The following is a 17,072-nucleotide window of genomic DNA, read 5'->3' as shown; positions in this document are numbered from 1 at the left end:
TCACACCTGGCTTCAGCGGTCGGCGATGTCCACGGCCTGTAGATACTCGGACGCCTCGACAATCGCTTCCGCTGTCCAGCCCCTGTTGGCGCCCTTGCCGGACGCGTCACAGTCGCCGTCGGTGTGGACGCCCAGCACGTGTCCCTGGCGGTTGAGCACGCCCGCGCCGGAGGTGCCCACGAGGGTGTCCAAATCCTTGTAGTAGACGAGCCGGTTGCACGAATCGAGGTAGTTGCCCTCGGCGATGACCTTGGGCCGGCCCCGGGGGTGCTGGATGACGGCCAGCCGCTCGCTGCTCCGGGTCGTCAACAGCAGCGGAGCAATCCCGGCGGGGAGCACGTCGAACTGGATGAGCGCGTAGTCGGGCTCCATCGCCTGCTCGATGACGGTGCCCTCGGTGATGAGCTCCTCGCCATCGGGTTGGTCCTCGAAGTTGAAGACCGCCAGCGAGCGGTCCCCGAGCCCCACGCAGTGCCCCGCGGTGAGCACCACCGGCCCCGCGCTCGCGGCTATCAACGTCCCGGTGCAGCGTCCGTCGAGCAGGACGACCGCGCCCTCGGTTTCCTGGAGGAGCGCGAACTCACCCTGATAGCTGTTGACGGGAGTGAGGTCGCTGGTCGGTCCGCACTGCGTGAAGCCGCTCACCTTCGCCTCCGTCGGCGCCTCGCACACGGAAGGCTCCACTTCGGGGGGCGTCGACTTGCCTCCACAGGCGGACAGGCCCAGGAGCAGGGTGCCCGTCAGGAGCGAGCGCCACATCGTCATCGTCATCGTCGAACCAGGGAGCCCACGCCTCGTCGCCCGGTCGAGCTTGTTCAGCGCGGGGATGCCGCCGCGGATGGACTCGCCCGTCTCCGTCAACATCGCGTGGTGCCTCTTGCCTTGAGGGGGTGGCTCCGACGCGCCATCACGGGCGTATCGGGCGGACCCTGAACTTCTTAGAATGTTTGAGTTGCAGGGTCAATGAACGCAGGTTCAGCGGCCCATCCATCCAGGGAGAGGTCATGCGGTGTCTTGGCATTGTGAGGGAGGCCTGCACCCGAGTCCTCATGCGACACGTGCATGGGGCTGTTGTCGTCGGATGTCTCACCGCCCTGCTGACCGCGCTCCCGGCTCACGCGTCCTCCGAAGGTGACCTGGAGGTCTACACGTGGCCGGTCCTCCTGCTCATCCTGCTGGAGGTCTGGTGGCCAGTGTTGGTGGCCGCGATGGTCCTCCTCGTGGCGCCCGTGGTGCTGTGGCGCGTGTGGCGTCGCCGCGCGAGCCGACGTGCTCCGGTCCGAGCGCGCATGGTGCGCCCGTCGAAGTGACGAGGACCCGGGTGGCGGGCCGGCTCACTCAATAGAGGTTCTTCTTGTAGTCCTGCGACAGGCCCCAGCTCATCAGCCGCTTGGAGACGAGCGCGCGCACCGTCGCCGCGGCAGCTCCCGTCTGAGCGCTGCGCTTGACGTGGACGACGAACACGTCGGACATCTTCGGCAGCTGGCTCGCCGGGACGTGGCGTGAGGTGTCCCACAGGCCGGCGTCGGTGATGGCGCGCCCGGAGCTGAGCCGGGCCTCGCTGAAGTCGAGCGACAGGGCGATCTTCGGCACCTTGTTCGCGACCGCCATCGACTCGAGGAGCGCGGGCTCGGTGGTGAGCGAAGCGACGCCGGAGAACTCGAGCGCACGGGCCTCTCCTGGAATCAAGGCGAGCAGGGCGACGCGGGGCTGCTCGATCACGTTGTGGAACGTGTCCGTGCGGCGGTTCCCGGGCCGGTCCGCGACGGCCAGCCGCGTCCCGTCGAGTCGGAGGAAGCCCGCCGGGTCGCCCTTGGGGCTCGTGTCCGCGCGCCCCTGGGCATCCCACGAGGCCAGCACGACGAAGGGCGTGCGAGCGAGCCAGTCCCGTAGGACGACGTCACCCACCGGCCCCGGTGCCATGCCCGTGGCCGGGGGCGGGGTGGCAGCGGCCGGCTTCCAGAGGGAGGAGCGCAGGATGGCCTTGGCGCAATGGACGAAGGTCTCCTCCACGGTGAAGCGCAGGGTCGTCCCCTCCACGCTCGCGGTGCCGTTCACCCGCAGCGTCTCGCCCAGGCCGGGGACGAAGAACAGCAGCCCGCAGCCCACGGTGGGGTTGAGGGCGATGGGGTCGGCCAGCTCGAAGCAGAGGTGCGTGGAGTCCACCACGCGGGCGAACCCGTGCGGCCCCCCGGCGGCCGTGGCGCGCGCGTGTCCGTCCACGTCGACGTAGCCCATGACGACGAAGGAGGACACCGCGAGCAGCCGGACGCAGTGCTCATCCAGCGCGTCCCGCGACTTCATCATCACCCCGAGCGGGCGCGAGCCGACGAGCTGCTCCAATGCCTCGACAGTCTGGACCTGGGACATGGCGCCAGTATGTCACCCTGAGATTGATTTGCAACTTCACTGGCTACCAGGGGCTGGGGGCAACCAGGCCCGTGTTCGCGGAGACCTTGGCGACATCGTCCCAGTCGATGAGGAGGTTGCCATTGATGTCGCGAGCGTCATTCGCGCTCACCGGGGTGGGAGGCTCCGTCACGCAGGGCCCCACGAGCGAGACGTCGTTCCAGTCGACGTCATTGTCTCCGTCCAGGTCTCCCGCGAGCAGCGTCACCGGGGGCACGTAGGTGTTGGAGGCCAGGGCGACATTGAAGCTCTCTCGCTGGGCATACAGGTGCTGGGGACCGGTGGCGGTGATGGAGATGGCGCCCGGAGTCACATCGAACGTGTAGTTCCCCAAGGCATCCGTCGTGGTCGTGGCCAGCACGGTGCTTCCTCGCAGGGCCCGCACGGTGAGGCCACCATGCGCCGGCTTGTGCTGGCGTCGCACCACGCCGCGCACGTTGGCCGTGCCGACGCTGAACTTGCGACACGCGTCATAGGGGGTGGGCGGAAGGCCGGTGCCACCCCACGGGGGCCCTGAGTCCACCAAGGTGTACGGCAGGTTGTTGAGCTGGATTCGGATGTTCGTGCCCGGCGGCAGGTTGTAGAGGGCATACGGCCCGGGCGTGGTGATGGGCGCGGAGATGACCTGGTTGGGCGCGCTCGCCACATTCATGCCCAGGGTCACGAAGCCTCCGAGCGTGTTGTAGAAGTACGTGGGCTCGAAGCTCAGTTTGATGCAGGCCGCCACTCCCGGTGACAGGACGAGGTTGAAGTCCCACGCCGAGTTCACGGCGAGGCTTCCCACCAGCGCGGCGCCGGTGTTCCTGTCGGTCAGCCTTCCCGTGAAGCGCTGGGGCTGCTGGGCCACTGCGGCGGAGCCAAGGCCCAGACACAGGGCGACGACGAGCGCGGGAAGGCTCCCGAGAGAGTGCTTCAAGGTCTGCGATTTCATGTGCGTCCCGGAGACAATCAAAAGGAGCTGCCTCATGGCGTGAAAACGGCGGGCACCTCTGGACGGCGACACTTCCTGTCGTGAGGCGACGCTTCGAGACCAGGGGGCGGCGTCAACATGTCGGAGTGGCACGTCGAGCAGCTGTCCCCGAGGAAGAGCTTGAAGTCGCCGCATTGGGTTCCATAGCTGTCGACGATGATCTGCACCACCTGCCCCTGGGTGAGGTTGAGATTCAGCCTGGAATCATGCGTTCCGAGACTGTGGTCGTCATTGCAGCCCAGGGACTGGGTCGTGCTGTTGTAGGGGCGGACCTCCAACACGGTATCGAAGTTGGGGCTTGCCGCCGTAAGGGTATACATGGTGGTGCGAGGGGCGGTCCAAAGGTAGACGAGGTCTGGCGCGGGGGGACCCAGGGCGCAGCTCGGCCTGTAGTCACTGGTCTTCCCACAGGTGCTACCCGTCGCGATGGGGTCTCCGACTCTTTGACCCAGGTCGCCTCCATACGCCGCCTGCGCGAGGCTCTTCAGCCCGAGCCCGTCCTCCTCATCACCCGCGTCCGAGGCGCGACCACAGGCTGCCAGCGCCAGGGCACCGCAGGTCAGCAGGCTCGCCAGCAGGAGCGCACGAGAAGGCCACATTGTTTCCTCGATGTCTGGTTGGGAGTTCATGCGGCGGACCTTCGAGAAGGCGAAGGGCCTCATGGGGTGATGGCGGTGGGCATGTCTGGACGGGGCCCGCGCCTGCCTTGCAAGGATGCGTGCGGAGGCGTGCCGTCGGAAGGCATGGCCATCACGGTGGGATGGCAGAGGTTGCAGTTCTTCCCGAAGGTGAGCATGTAGTTCCCGCACTGGCTTCCGTAGCTGTCGACGATGATCTGCACCACCTGTCCGCTCGTGAGAGGGACATCCACCACGGACTGCTGGTTTCCAGGCCCGATGTCGTCATTGCAGGCCAGGGACTGGGTCGTGCTGTTGTAGGGGCGGACCTCCAGCACGGTATCGAAGTTGGCTCCGAGCGTGGTGAAGCTGAACATACCGGTGCTGGGGGCTCTCCAGAGATACACCATGTCTGGCGCGGCGGGGCCAAAGGCGCAGCTCGGGCTGTAGTCGCTGGTCTTCCCACAGGTGTTGCCTGTCGCGAGCGCCTTTTCGGTACTTCGTCCCAGGTCACCCGCATACGTGGCCTGCTCGACGCCTCCCAGCGTGGGCCCGTCCTCCTCGTCACCCGCGCCCGAGGGGTGACCACAGGCCGACAGCGTCAGGGAACCGCATATCACCATGCACGTCCACATCGCCGCGCGCGAAAGCCACATCTGTCCCTCGATGCCTGGATGGTTTTTCAATGGTCTGGATTTCAAGAGTGGGGAGATGCCGCGCGTGGCCGGAGCTGCCATCCCGGCCACGCGCTCACTTCACTTCAACGGCGGCTACCAGATACGGGGGCCGACAAACCCACCGTTGGCGGAGGCCTTGGTGGAGTCATCCCAGTCGATGAAGCCGTTGCCGTTGACGTCACGCGGGTCGTTCGAGCCCACCGCCGTGAGGGGGTTCGTCACCGCCGAGCCGATGGCGTTGATGTCGTTCCAGTCGATGTCGTTGTCGCCGTCCGTGTTGCCGGCGAAGAGCTGCACGGTGGGCAGCTCCATCGTCGCACCCGCGGCGAGACTGAAGGTGGCGCGCTGCGCGGAGAGATAGCCCGACCTGGCCGCGATGACCGACGTCGTCCCGGCGGACACCTGCACGGAGAAGTTGCCAGCGGCGTCCGTCACCACCGAGCCCACCGGCGTGCTTCCACGGTATGCCGTCACCGTGACACCGCCATGACTCGTGCGGTGCTGGCGCAGCACCTTGCCCTTCAAGGTACCCGTCTGCACCGTGGAGGCATTGATGTTGAGCATCTTGCCGTTGCACACGTCATAGGGATACGTCGGGGTCCCCGTCCCGCCCCACGGCGCGCCCGTGTTGACGACTCCGTACGGGACGTTGTTGATGAAGACCTCGACGTTGGTGTGCGGCGGCAGGTTGTAGGTCGCGTGCGGACCGGGCGTCGTGACGGTCCCGCTGCGGCTCTGGGCCGTGCCGACGACGTTGAGGCGGACATTCGCCGAACCGCCCAGCGAGGCGTAGAAGAACGTGGGGTCGATGGCCAGCTTGATGCACGCGGGGGCCGCCAGCTTGATGTCGAAGTTCCACACCGTGAAGTGCCGCACCTGACCGGTGGCGACGCCATCCGTCACGGTGCCCACTCCCTCTTCCACCCACACGCCCCGGGTCTGGTCATACCACCAGAGCGGCACCGCGCCGCTGAACGCGCTGCCTGGATCCGCGCGCAAGCTGATGCCAGCGGAACGGCCACTGGCCAGGTTGTAGAACGTTCCCGCGGAGTCGCGGAACTCCGCCGAGAAGGCACCGACACTCACCAGGGCGACGGGCTGCCCATTGGAGTCGATGGCGCTCATGTCGCCCACCATCTGCTCGTTGCGCAGGTCATAGGTGTACAGCTGGAGCTGCACGGAGGACGGGGCCGGGCGACCCAGGGAGTCCACGAGCGATCCGGCGGGAATGGTGATGCGGGTGCCCCGGCTGTCGGTGACATCGACGTTCTGCGTGGGGTTGATGGCGAATGTCTCCGCCTTCGTCAGCTGTACCTCCAGATGCTCTGGCGGCAGGCTGGTGTGGATGAGGGAGGTGGGGATGTAGCCATTCAGGCTGGCATCCAGGACATAGCGCGCGGCGGTCGGAACGTAGATTTCGAACGAGCCGTTCGAAGTCGTGGCCTTGCGCACGCCGTTGACGCTGATGGTGCTCACCAACGCCGCTCCGGTGTTCTTGTCGGACAGGCGTCCAGCGAAGCGCTGGTACTCCTGTGCCATGACGGACGAGCCAAGGCCCAGACACAGGGCCATCACGAGCGAGGGGAGATTCCTGAGGACGGCCTTTGTCGACAGCATTTGCATACACGCCTCCAAGGCCGCGAGGCGAAGTGCCTCGCGGAGTTTCCTGACGGGGGGTTGGGTTTGCGACGGGGGCTACAGGGGTAACAAAGGTCTGACAGCGCCATGTGTGGCGCCCGGGGCGGAAGGTCCGCGGGCCACGAGCTGCATGCATGCGCATGCGCCCAGCCCGCTCCGAGCTGCTGTTCGTGCGAACCGTGTCATCATCCCCCCCATGCCGCGGGACCGGTAAAAGCTTCCTTCCAAGAATTGACAGCCAGTATGAGTTGTCTGTTCGTTGGCCGTCAATGGGGGGTTGTTGTAAGGGAATACCCTGTGTATGCCTTGGGCGGTGAGAGGTATTGGTCGTGGCGCGTGGAAAAATGCAGTTGGAGCCGGGTGTCGCGGATGACGCGGTCCAGGCCTGGCCGGCCAGGGGCCTCGGTCGACGGGCCTGGACGCGCGGTGAGCCGGTGAACAGGTGACATTGTCGTGTTGTGTTTGGTTGTGATTGACCTCTTCTGGAAACTCGTTCCGTGGAGATCCACACGAAGACCTGCCCCGGGAGGTCAGAGACCGGCCTTCCAGAAAAGACTCTCATCAGGCCTTTCCGCCTGAGAGGTCGTCCACATGAGCAAGCTTTCGGTGTTCGTCGTCGTGGTGGGGTTGGGCCTGAGTGCGTGCAAGGATGACCCCGAGGAGCGGACCCAGGAGCACATGGAGTCGCTGAGGGGGAACCCCACCGCGCTCGCCGCCTTCCTTCGCGACATGCCCAAGGGCGGCGACCTGCACAGCCACACCTCCGGCGCCATCACCACGGAGAAGCTCATCCAGTGGGGCGCCGAGGATGGCGCATGCGTCAACACCACCACCTATGTGGCGAGCAATCCCTGTGAGCAGGGGGCCACGCCCCTGTCCAACACCGCGACGGACCGCACTCTCTATGACGCGGTGATGGGGGCCTGGTCCATGGAAGGCTTCTCCGGTCCGCTGCTCGCCGCCCACCAGCACTTCTTCGATGCCTTCGGCAAGTACGGCGCGGTGCAGACCGATGCCCGCAACGACGACAGCTACGCGGACATCATCTCCCGCGCGGGCCACCACAACCAGGTGTACGTGGAGCTGATGCAGGGCTTCGGCGCCAGCACCGGCGGCCGGCTCGCGGAGCCGCTGTTCTCCCCCACGGATGTCTGGGATGCGCCGACGCTGCTGGCGAAGCGCGAGCTGCTCATCGCCCTGCCGGACTTCCAGGCGGCGCTGGAGCGTCAGGCCGGCAGCATCGCCAACACCCTCTCAGGGAGCAGGCAGCTGCTCCAGTGTGGCACGCCCCAGGCGGACCCGGGCTGTGACGTGGAGGTGCGGCTGCTCGTCTCCGCCAACCGCACGGCGGCGCGGGCCAACGTCTTCGGCCAGTGGGTGTATGCCTTCGAGCTGGCCCAGCGCGTGCCTGAGATTGTCGGCGTCAACCTGGTGTCACCCGAGGAGCACGCGAACTCGCTCGCGTACTACAACGACGAGATGTTCGCCCTGGGCACGCTGGATGACCACAATGACAACACACCCGGCCGCAAGGAGGTCCACGTCTCCCTCCACGCGGGCGAGCTGATTCCGGAGGTGCTCAAGCCCGAGGACCAGGGCCACCTGCGCTTCCACATCCGCAACGCCGTCAAGCTGGCCCACGCGGAGCGGATTGGCCACGGCGTGGACGTGCTGGGCGAGACGGACGGGGAGGGCGTCGAGGCGCTCCTGCGCGACATGCACGAGGCCGGCGTCCTGGTGGAGATCTGCCTGTCCTCCAACAACGTCCTGCTCGGCATCAAGGGCGCCGACCACCCCCTCTCCGCGTACCTCGTGGAGAAGGTGCCCGTGACGCTGGCGACGGATGACTCCGGAATCCTTCGCGGAGACATCACCCAGGAGTACATCGCCGCGGCCACCGTCCAGGGGCTCGACTACAAGACGCTCAAGCAGCTGGCTCGCGCCAGCATGGAGCACGCCTTCGTGGAGGGAGACAGCCTCTGGGCCCGGCGCGATGACTTCTCCCAGCGCGTCGGCGCCTGCGCCCAGGACGTGCCGGGCGGGGCCAACCCGTCCTCCGCCTGCCAGGGCTACCTCGGTGCGCACAAGCGCGCCGCGCTGCAGTGGCGGCTGGAGGGGCAGCTCTCCACCTTCGAGGACCGCTTCGCGGACTGAGTGAGCCAGGCGCACCTGGTCGACGGCCGTCGAGGAGCCCCGTCTCGCACTCACGTGCGGGCTCCTCGACGCCGCCTCAGCCCGCGAAGTCCTTGGGGGCGAGGAAGGTCAACGTGTCGATGCCCGCGGCTTCGATCGCGCGGCGGAGCGTGTCGTGAATCACGATGACATTCACGGCTTCCTCCAGGCGGAACAACAGGGCCCCTGCCGGGTCCGCCTTCGGACGCTTGCCCACCAGATTGAAGGCGACGAAGTCGGTGTGGTCCGTCTCCGTCACCGGGTCTCTCAGGATGGCGGGGTAGGTCGCGAGGTTGTCCACGCCCGCCTGCTTCAGCACCGCATGCAGGCGATGGGACATGACGCAGAGGGGCGTCAGCCACACATCTCCCAGCACCCAGCCCTCCTCGTCCGTCCCGCGCAGCTCCAGGAGGATGGGCGTGGGCGGGGGTGATGCGAAGGCCACGCCGGTCATCCAGCTGCGCGTGGGCTGGTCGCGCTTGTAGTGGAGCCGGGCGCGGGCTCCGTCCTGGGGGTCTTCCACTCGCAGGACGAAATAGGGAGGCGACATGCGGGACGTTCCTTTCGGGGCTCACCGCTCGCAGCGCAGCGCCACCGCGTGAGGGTTCTCCAGGTAGTCCCGCCAGAATTCCCGGCCATATCGCGCGATTCCCTCGGGGGAGCACTCGGGACGCATCCACGTGAGGGTTCGGAAGCCCGCCTCGCGAAGCGCGCGCTCGTACGTGTCCCGGCTCCAATAGGAGAAGTGGATGGTGAAGGGCGTCTTCGTGTGCAGCTCCGCGGAGATCATCTGCCCCTCCCGAGGAGACTCCGGGAAGTCCAACATCGTGATGCCATACGGGGTGCTGTTGGGCCCCAGCGCGCTGAACTCGGGGTTGAACGAATAGGTGACGAAGCTGCCGCCCGGCTTCAGGTGCGCATGGATGTTCCGGCACATTCGCAGCATGTGCTCCGGCGAGTGCGCGTAGTGCAGGAGATAGATGGCCGTCACCACCTCGAACGTGCCCAGGGACGCCAGGTCGGCGACGTCCGACACGTGGTACTCGAGGCCCAGCGGCCGCTCCGCTTCCATTCGCCGGGCGACGCGAATCATCTCCTCGGAGATGTCGACGCCGACCACGCGCCGGGCGCCTCGCTCCTTGAGCTGTCGCGTGTACAGCCCGTCGCCACAGGCCAGGTCCAGGACGTCCTGCCCGGCCACGGGGCCCAAGACCTTGAAGAAGGTGTAGCCCTCGATGTACTCCGAGCGCACCGGCAGCACGTCCCAGTCCGCGACCTTCTCTCCAATCTGGTCATACTGCGCCGACATGGCCCACGACCTTTCCAGGTGACGTTCGAGGCGCCCGAGAGGTGCCGGAGGAGGGGCCGGGCGACCCGGACATCGTGTCACCACACCCCGCGCCGCGTCGATGTGGGAACCCACGCACGAGGCCGGTGAGGGGAAATCCCCGCGACTTTCGTTGATGAGCCGAGGCCGGAGAACGCACGGCGCCACCGCGTGTGCCTCTCCCGCCGTGACAGGCCCACCATCGACACCCCACGCGGGGGGAGAGCAGGACCATGAAGCTCCGGAAGCACACCAGGCAGTGGACGAGCGCGACGCTCGCGGGGGCGCTGCTCCTGCCCGCGGCGGCGCTGGCGAACGAGACCCATGTCTACGGCATCGCGAACTTCAACGGCGCGGCGAGCGGCCAGTGCAATGCCGAGTCGCACTCCGTCCACACGCAGACGGCGGGGGAGTTCGCCAGCTACTTCACCACGCTGATGAGCGCGGGGCTGTGGACGGACGTCCACACGCTCAACAACACCAGCGCGCGCACGGACCTCTGGACGGATGCGTCCAAGGGGAGCGCGGCGAACGCGAAGGACACCCAGGTCAACGCGGGCGTGGACGACGCGGATGTCCTCTACGTCCACACGCACGGCGGCCACAGTGAGACGAACCTCAACAGCTGGCTGGTGATGGGGAGCAACCTGGACGCGTGCTCGGCCATCACGGACACCCACATGCGGCTGGGCAACGGGAAGCTGAACATCGCCGTCATCAAGGCCTGCCAGTCGGGCGACTACCAGGTCTGGAAGCAGGGCGGTTACCGCACGGCGCTCGTGACGAGCACCAGCGGCTTCACCATGTGGAATGCCTTCCACGGGAACTCGTCGTGCGGCAGCTTCGTGAAGGACTACGTGAAGCGCTACGCGTCCCAGTCGCGGTCGGATGGCGTGGGGGAGAACTGGATCGACGAGGCCTACGACAAGGACCCGGGCGCGAACAACGACGACTGCCCCGTGTCCATCGTCTTCGGCGAGACGAAGGCGCAGCGGGTCGCGATGTTCGAGGCGGGCGGCTGGAGGGACCGCAAGAACACCGGCGCCAAGGTCGCCTCCACCATCTTCTACGTGGGCGGTTGTGACCCCTCCGGCGGCCAGCAGCTGCCGGATTGACCCCCGTCTCCTTCGCCCCTGTTCAGAGAGAACGAAACGCCATGAAGACCCAACTCATCCGATTCCTGACCGCCCTCCCACTCGCCGCCGCGCTCGGCTGCGACAGCCCGGTTCCCGTCGTCGACCCCGTGGAGCCCCAGACGCAGGTCGCGTCCGCGACCACCACGGGCTTCGTGTTCGACACCACCCTGATTGCCACTCCGCCCACCGGGGGCATCCCCACCGACCTGCTTCCTCGCACCGCCTTCAACGACTCGGTGCTGCAGGGGGCCCTGGTGGGCTCGACCGAGACCTTCACCACGACGGGGACGCTCGGCTCGCGCAAGGATTTGGAGTCGCGCACCTGGACGCTGGAGAATGACCCGTCCGAGGGGCAGGCGCTGGTGCTCAACAAGCTGGGCAGCGGCCCCGCCGTCCCCCAGGAGCCCGCGGTGATGCAGCGCACCGCCATCGCCCGGCTGCAGCGCTGGGGCATCCCCACCTCGGAGATGGGCCAGGTGCTCCAGGTGAAGTCCTATCTGGAGACGGAGGAGACCGGCGTCACCGCGGTGCCGGAGCTCCACCGCTACAAGACCTTCGTGATGCGCGCCATCAATGGCATCCGCGTCCAGGGCCACCGCGCGGTGGTGTCCCACGGCGTGGATGGCACCTTCCAGCGCGCGCTCATCTCCTGGCCGGCCCTGGCGCGCACGGGCCACCTGCTGCGCACCCGGCTGAGCACGGCGGACATCCAGCAGCGCGCCACGGCCGCCCTGGTCGCCGAAGGGGAGACCACGGGCGCCGTGCGCCTGTCCTGGAAGTACGTGCCCACCCGGCTCGCCACGGGGGACTGGGCGCTGACGCTGGTGGTGGGGGCCTCGATGGCCGCCGGCACCGGCACCACGCACACCGAGGAGCCGCGCGTCATCGACGTGGACGTCAGCCCGGTGCCGTAGTCGTGTGGCGATGGACCCGGGGGTTTTCCCTCGGGTCCTCGCAACCCCTGTCATTGCCTGCCGGCTTGCGCTGGTGGGGGAACTGCCAGGATTTGTCTGTTCGGAATCACAAGGAAATACGGCCGAAGTCGGAGAGGGGCAGTTCTCGCGGATGGGGAATCCCCCTCGTCCGGGACTGGCCAGGTGCCAGGAGGCCTTATGTCCTTGAAGACAAGCGTAGCGCGCTGGATTGCCGTCTTGGGGTTGGGACTCGCGGGCGTGGGACACGCCCAGGGGCAGGTTCCCCTCCCGCCCTCCAACAACTTCCAGTGGGGGCCTCTCATCAACGTGACGGATGTCACGGTGGGGCCGGGGCACCGCACCGTGGCCACCGGTCCGGGGATGCCCGTCGTCGTGGCGACGGACTTCTTCGTGGGGAACGTCGCCGAGCCCTGCATCGACTGCAACACGCAGCTCGTCTTCGGCCTCCCCGAGGGAAGCAACGAGTGCATCTACAGTGGGGTGGGGACGCTTCAGGGCCATGCCGAGTTCAAGCTCACCGCACCCCCCACCCCTGGCATCTACCCGCTGTGGGCCAGCCCCGCGCGGACGCCGGACTGCGAGGTGGCTCGGTCCGTCACGCAAGGTGGGCCCGCGCTGGGGCTGGTGGGCGTCCACGGAGACCCGTGGGTGTGGAGCTGGGGCTCGGTGTCCAAGGTAAAGCTGAACGGCAACACCTCGCACAAGATCAACGTCTTCCCGGGCGCGCCCGTCACCATCACCACGAACTACTCCATCAACGCGGCGGCGGGGGGATGCCCGAGTTGCATCTCCCAGGTCATCTTCGGAGTCGAGCAGGGCTCCAAGGCGTGCCTCTATAGTGGCGGGGGCGTGGTGAACGTCACGGAGCAGTCCTTCACGCTCATCGCCCCGCAGCAGCCGGGCCTCTATCCCGTCTGGGCCGCGGCGCAGTGGACGTTCAGTTGTGACCAGGCCCTCTCGTGGTCCAACGGTGGCGTCCCTGTCGCGTTCATCGAGGTGAAGCTGCCCTGAGGTGACGTGACTTGACGCAATCCATGGGGCGCTTCGGACGGGAGTCCTCCGGAGCGCCTCGTGGCCTCACCCGCGCGACTGCACCACCACCAGGCAGATGGCCAGGAGCGGCAGCGCGCCCTGGACGAGGCTGGCCGTGACGAAGTGACGGTTGCTCGACACGAGCACCAGCGCCGCCAGCACCATGCACGCGCAGCCGAACACGACGGCCGACACTCCGGACGTCACCGCGCCCCTGTTCACCAGCACCACGCCCACCAGCACGCCCAGCGCGAGGAACAGGTTGTAGAAGCCCTGGTTCAGCGCCATCGTCTTCAGCACATCCGCGTCCGCCTGCGACTTCAGCCCGAAGCGCATCCACACCTCCGGCCGCGAGAAGAGGATGCTCTCCATCACGAAGAACAACACGTGGATGAGCGCTGAAATGACCGCGAAGATTTGCGCCAGTGACGACATGATGACTCCCCTCCGGGATTTCGGTATTCTGGACCAGTCGGTTCCGAATCCATATTGAAACGGTCGGTCCAGAATTGTCAAGGAGGGTGACGTGGCGCGGACGCGTGCGTTCGACGAGACGGAGGCGGTGCGCAAGGCGCTGGGGGTGTTCTGGTCTCGGGGCTACGAGGCCACGTCGCTGGCGGACCTGGAGGTGGCCACGGGGCTGAACCGCTCCAGCCTGTACCAGGCGTTCGAGAGCAAGCGCGCGCTGTTCGCGCGGGCGGTGGCGCTGTACCTCCAGGAGGTGATTGCGCCCCGGCTGACGGTCTTCGCCACGGGGCCGGCGGGGCTTGGGCAGGTGACGACGTACTTCGAGTCACTCGCGACGACGATGGGCACCGCGCCGCCGACGCTGACGCGGAGGGGGTGCCTGCTCGTCAACACGGCCACGGAGCTGGCTCCGCATGACGCCGAGGCCCATCGCGCGGTGGAGGACTACCGGGCCCTGCTGCAGGGACACCTGACGCGCGCCCTCGATGCGGCGGCGCGGGCGGGGGTGATTCCCAAGAAGACGGTGGCCCGCCGGGTGGAGCTGCTGGTGGGGTCCGTCATCGGCGTGCTCGTCACCGCGCGGTTGGACCCGGCGGCCGCGGCGAAGCTCGCGCGCGCCGCCGCGGGCGAGGTGGACGCCTGGGCCGAGGGGTAGGGCGCTACCGCTCCGGGCCCGCGCCCGCCTCCCTTCCTTCAGGAGCGCGGGCGCGCGTGGGCCGGCGCGCGAAATGCCGTGGCCCCACGCCGCCCCGCGTGGTAGCCAGCCGGCAGCCACTTGACGCTCCGATGGCGGTCCGACGTTTCGTCGAGACCGTAGGGTGTCCTCGGGTGGCTTTTTCTCTCGAATGGGTGCCGCCCGAGCTTCGACCACGTCGTTGCTGGAGGCCCGCATGCCCGCATCCGAAACTCCCGTGCTGGAGTTCATCCTCACGAACTACAAGAACTTCAACGCGCGCGCGACGCGCGATTCGCTCCTGGCCTACTGGGAGCACATCGCGAAGGGGGGCCGCATGTTCTGGAGCGTCGCGGGCGCCATGTCGTCCGCGCAGCTCGGCATCACCCTCGCGCCCGCCATCCGCGCGGGGCTGATTCATGGCCTGTCCGTGACGGGCGCCAACCTGGAGGAGTCGCTCTTCCGGCTCGTCGCGCATTCCGCGTACAAGGACTTCCCCGAGTACCGCTACTTCACCAAGCAGGACGACACGCGAATCCTGGAGCAGCGGATGCGGCGGGTCACCGACACGAGCATCCCCGAGGACGAGGCGTTCCGGGCCGTGGAGAAAATCGTCGTCCCCATGTGGAAGAACGCGACCGCGCGCGGCGAGCGGCGCTTCTGGCACGAGTACTTCTACGAGTTCATCCAGGCCCTGGACTCCTCTGTGTTCGAGGGGGACCCGGAGGCCTGCTGGCTGCTGGAGGCGGCGCGGCGCAAGCTGCCCATCGTCGTCCCCGGCTACGAGGACTCGACCTTCGGCAACATCTTCGCGTCCTACGTGAAGACGGGCGAGTGCAGCGCCAGCATCGTCAAGTCGGGCATCGAGTACATGGCGGACTTCTATGACCGCTACGAGGAGCTCTCCTCGGGCCACGGGGTCGGCTTCTTCCAGATTGGTGGCGGCATCGCCGGTGACTTCCCCATCTGCGTCGTCCCCTCGACGAAGTACGACCTGCAGAAGCCCGTGAAGCCGTGGGCGTACTTCTGCCAGATCAGCGACTCGACGACGTCCTACGGCTCCTACTCGGGGGCCACGCCCAACGAGAAGATCACCTGGGACAAGCTGACGGAGACGACGCCCATGTTCGTCATCGAGTCGGACGCCACCATCGTCGCCCCGCTGCTCCTCCGCGCCCTGCTCGAATGCCAGGGCCAGCCGGCCGCGGCCGCCGCGCTCATCGCCCGGCACCGGAGCTGAACGGCCTTCCGCCGCGCGCGTCTCCCACGAAACGACGAAGCCCCCGGCCATTTCGGGGCCAGGGGCTTCGGGAGTCACGGGGATGTGTGTGACGGGCGCTACTCGATGGGCATGAAGACCTTGAAGCCCGTGCGACCGCTGTTGGTCGTGTTGCGCTCGATGAAGTCGCTCGCGGAGGAGTGACCGTCGCCGAGGGTGACCGCCGTGTGGCCGTAGATGCTGCCCAGACGCGAGGAGGTGCTCTCCCAGGTGAGGACGAGGCCCGGAATCTTCAGCGCCTCCTCCAGCGTCATGTCCACCTGCTTGAACTTGTCACGCGGCAGGTTGTTATCAATCTGGTTGCCATTGCCCGACACGCCAATCCCCAGCGCGTTGCTGATGGCCCGGCTCACGCCCGTGGCGCAGAGGCCCTGGCTGTTGTAGCCGCCCATGCCCATCGCCGCCGCGCGGGCCGCCTCGGCCAGCCGCTGCATCTTGTTGGACGCGTTGCTGGGGCCCACTCCCGTAGGCCCGCCCACGTCGTTCCCACCGCGCACGCCCTGGTTGCTCCCGCCCGCGTCGAACGTGTCCTTCGTCGAGTGGCCGATGCTCAGGTTGGCGCCCGAGAAGATGAGGTCGGGGTTGGAGATCTTGTTGTCGCGGGCCAGCTTCTCGACAGTGGTGCCGAAGCGGGCCGCCAGGCCGGAGAGGGTGTCGCCAGGACGGATTTTGTAGTTGGACATGGTGGCTCCTTGCGACAATTCTCGGGAGTTCCACGAATGAGTTGCGACGCACTTCCTCGATTCTTGATATTTCTATGAGGCTGTAAGATTCCCCGCGTCAGGTCGGGCCCCGAGCCCCACAAAAAAGGCCCTGCCGGGTGGGCAGGGCCTTCTTTTTCAGCAACTTAGCTGAGTGTTGCGCGGTGCGTCACTCCGAGTAGTCGTACTGCCCCACCACCCGCCAGTTGCGGTTGTAGGTGCGGTTCCGGGTGAACCAGCCGCTGTGGCAGCTGCCCGTGTTGCTGGTGTAGTAGCCGTAGACGAAGCCGTTGTGGAACTTGGCCGACAGCGTGGGCGTGCCGGGGTTCTCGCAGGGCTGGGTGACGCGGACCCACTGGTAGGCGGCCTCGGCGTAGACCTCTTCCTGTCCCTCGAAGTCATACAGGGAGTGGACGCGGGTGTTGGGGTAGGCGGCGAGCTGGCTGGTCTGCTGGGCGTCGGTCTTCGCGAGCATGGCCTGGATGTCGGCCAGCGTCGCGGCCTCGGAGGTGATGCTCCCGGTGAGGCGGTGCACGGCGCCGTCCGTGTCGGAGAGCGCGGCGCGGATGGCGGCGATGCCAGCCGAGCCCTGATAGACAGAGGTGTCACCCCACGTGAAGCTCAGGGCGGTCCCCGCGGTGTAGGCGCTGAGCGCGCAGGAGCCGTTGGCCGCCGCGGGCGTTACAAGGATGATCTTCCGCAGCCGGTGCTCGGGGTTCAGCAGGGCGATGCACTCATTGCCAGCGACGCCGTCGTAGTTACCGGCCGTGCGTGAGGACTCGACGATGTTGTAGACGCGGAAGTTGGGGTCCGTGACTTCCTGCTCGGCGGCCTGGAGAACTTCAGTGTCAGTGTCCGTCTCGGGACCGAGACAGCCGACAACGAGGGAAGATGCGAGGACAAGGGAAGAGAGGGAGAGTGTGGTTCGCATGGCGGAGCAGGATAGCACGATTGGTTTGAATGTATTCCAATCATTTCGTCATTGCGGCTCCGATACATATCCGACACATTTGTTGGGTCGGACACGCGTCTCGTGGA

The 17,072-nt window shown here is 67.1% G+C and carries 18 protein-coding genes; 7 read left to right on the top strand and 11 right to left on the bottom strand.

The genetic code is table 11. The features are described from left to right. Positions 1-12: 12 nt before the first annotated feature. Positions 13-771, bottom strand: a complete 759-nt coding sequence (locus LZ199_RS37095) for a trypsin-like serine peptidase (RefSeq protein WP_407667292.1) — start codon at positions 769-771, stop codon at positions 13-15. Between the two features lie 278 nt (positions 772-1,049). On the opposite strand from LZ199_RS37095, the gene LZ199_RS37090 reads away from it, so the two are divergent. After that, positions 1,050-1,310, top strand: a complete 261-nt coding sequence (locus tag LZ199_RS37090; RefSeq protein ID WP_253998523.1) for a hypothetical protein — start codon at positions 1,050-1,052, stop codon at positions 1,308-1,310. Between the two features lie 28 nt (positions 1,311-1,338). Here LZ199_RS37090 and LZ199_RS37085 read toward each other — a convergent pair whose 3' ends face one another. From LZ199_RS37085 to LZ199_RS37065, 5 genes are all read right to left on the bottom strand, one after another. Continuing rightward, complete coding sequence (locus tag LZ199_RS37085; protein WP_253998522.1) at positions 1,339-2,370, bottom strand: pyridoxamine 5'-phosphate oxidase family protein; 1,032 nt, start codon at positions 2,368-2,370, stop codon at positions 1,339-1,341. A gap of 43 nt (positions 2,371-2,413) precedes the next feature. After that, positions 2,414-3,325, bottom strand: a complete 912-nt coding sequence (locus LZ199_RS37080; RefSeq protein ID WP_253998521.1) for a hypothetical protein — start codon at positions 3,323-3,325, stop codon at positions 2,414-2,416. A gap of 47 nt (positions 3,326-3,372) precedes the next feature. Beyond that, the gene (locus tag LZ199_RS37075) at positions 3,373-4,008 is read right to left on the bottom strand and encodes a hypothetical protein (RefSeq protein ID WP_253998520.1); all 636 of its coding nucleotides are present in this window, start codon (positions 4,006-4,008) and stop codon (positions 3,373-3,375) included. A gap of 29 nt (positions 4,009-4,037) precedes the next feature. Continuing rightward, positions 4,038-4,652 (bottom strand): hypothetical protein, encoded by a 615-nt coding sequence (locus tag LZ199_RS37070; protein ID WP_253998519.1) that lies wholly within the window; start codon positions 4,650-4,652, stop codon positions 4,038-4,040. A gap of 114 nt (positions 4,653-4,766) precedes the next feature. Beyond that, positions 4,767-6,290: a carboxypeptidase-like regulatory domain-containing protein gene (locus tag LZ199_RS37065; RefSeq protein WP_253998518.1), complete on the bottom strand. Its 1,524-nt coding sequence runs from the start codon at positions 6,288-6,290 to the stop codon at positions 4,767-4,769. 612 nt (positions 6,291-6,902) lie between these two features. On the opposite strand from LZ199_RS37065, the gene LZ199_RS37060 reads away from it, so the two are divergent. Continuing rightward, the gene (locus tag LZ199_RS37060; protein ID WP_253998517.1) at positions 6,903-8,465 is read left to right on the top strand and encodes an amidohydrolase family protein; all 1,563 of its coding nucleotides are present in this window, start codon (positions 6,903-6,905) and stop codon (positions 8,463-8,465) included. Between the two features lie 76 nt (positions 8,466-8,541). Here LZ199_RS37060 and LZ199_RS37055 read toward each other — a convergent pair whose 3' ends face one another. After that, the gene (locus LZ199_RS37055; RefSeq protein WP_253998516.1) at positions 8,542-9,033 is read right to left on the bottom strand and encodes a hypothetical protein; all 492 of its coding nucleotides are present in this window, start codon (positions 9,031-9,033) and stop codon (positions 8,542-8,544) included. A 21-nt stretch (positions 9,034-9,054) separates the two neighbouring features. Next, complete coding sequence (locus tag LZ199_RS37050; RefSeq protein ID WP_253998515.1) at positions 9,055-9,792, bottom strand: class I SAM-dependent methyltransferase; 738 nt, start codon at positions 9,790-9,792, stop codon at positions 9,055-9,057. 251 nt (positions 9,793-10,043) lie between these two features. Between LZ199_RS37050 and LZ199_RS37045 the strand changes: the two genes are divergently transcribed. The 3 genes from LZ199_RS37045 to LZ199_RS37035 all read left to right on the top strand — a co-directional run bounded on the left by LZ199_RS37045 (position 10,044) and on the right by LZ199_RS37035 (position 12,892). After that, positions 10,044-10,925, top strand: coding sequence for a DUF6345 domain-containing protein (locus LZ199_RS37045; protein ID WP_253998514.1), 882 nt, complete (start codon positions 10,044-10,046; stop codon positions 10,923-10,925). A gap of 41 nt (positions 10,926-10,966) precedes the next feature. Next, positions 10,967-11,860, top strand: coding sequence for a hypothetical protein (locus LZ199_RS37040; protein WP_253998513.1), 894 nt, complete (start codon positions 10,967-10,969; stop codon positions 11,858-11,860). Positions 11,861-12,064: 204 nt separating this feature from the next. Further along, a complete protein-coding gene (locus LZ199_RS37035; protein WP_253998512.1) occupies positions 12,065-12,892 on the top strand; it encodes a hypothetical protein in 828 nt (275 codons plus the stop codon). A 66-nt stretch (positions 12,893-12,958) separates the two neighbouring features. On the opposite strand, the gene LZ199_RS37030 is transcribed toward LZ199_RS37035, so the two are convergent. Beyond that, on the bottom strand, positions 12,959-13,348 hold the full coding sequence (locus LZ199_RS37030) for a DUF1304 domain-containing protein (protein ID WP_253998511.1): 390 nt from the start codon (positions 13,346-13,348) through the stop codon (positions 12,959-12,961). Positions 13,349-13,439: 91 nt separating this feature from the next. Here LZ199_RS37030 and LZ199_RS37025 point away from each other — a divergent pair, with 91 nt between their 5' ends. Next, positions 13,440-14,036: a TetR/AcrR family transcriptional regulator gene (locus LZ199_RS37025; protein WP_253998510.1), complete on the top strand. Its 597-nt coding sequence runs from the start codon at positions 13,440-13,442 to the stop codon at positions 14,034-14,036. A gap of 235 nt (positions 14,037-14,271) precedes the next feature. Continuing rightward, positions 14,272-15,294, top strand: coding sequence for a deoxyhypusine synthase family protein (locus tag LZ199_RS37020; RefSeq protein WP_253998509.1), 1,023 nt, complete (start codon positions 14,272-14,274; stop codon positions 15,292-15,294). A 98-nt stretch (positions 15,295-15,392) separates the two neighbouring features. Here the strand turns inward: LZ199_RS37020 and LZ199_RS37015 are convergent, their stop codons facing one another. Both LZ199_RS37015 and LZ199_RS37010 read right to left on the bottom strand, forming a co-directional pair. After that, the gene (locus LZ199_RS37015) at positions 15,393-16,016 is read right to left on the bottom strand and encodes a LysM peptidoglycan-binding domain-containing protein (protein ID WP_253998508.1); all 624 of its coding nucleotides are present in this window, start codon (positions 16,014-16,016) and stop codon (positions 15,393-15,395) included. Between the two features lie 187 nt (positions 16,017-16,203). Next, positions 16,204-16,965 carry a hypothetical protein gene (locus tag LZ199_RS37010; protein ID WP_253998507.1) on the bottom strand — a complete coding sequence of 254 codons (762 nt, stop codon included), beginning with the start codon at positions 16,963-16,965 and terminating at the stop codon, positions 16,204-16,206. Positions 16,966-17,072 lie beyond the last annotated feature (107 nt).

This window comes from Myxococcus qinghaiensis (genome assembly GCF_024198215.1).
Classification (GTDB): Bacteria; Myxococcota; Myxococcia; order Myxococcales; family Myxococcaceae; genus Myxococcus; species Myxococcus qinghaiensis.
This window is presented reverse-complemented; position numbering and strand designations above follow the sequence as displayed.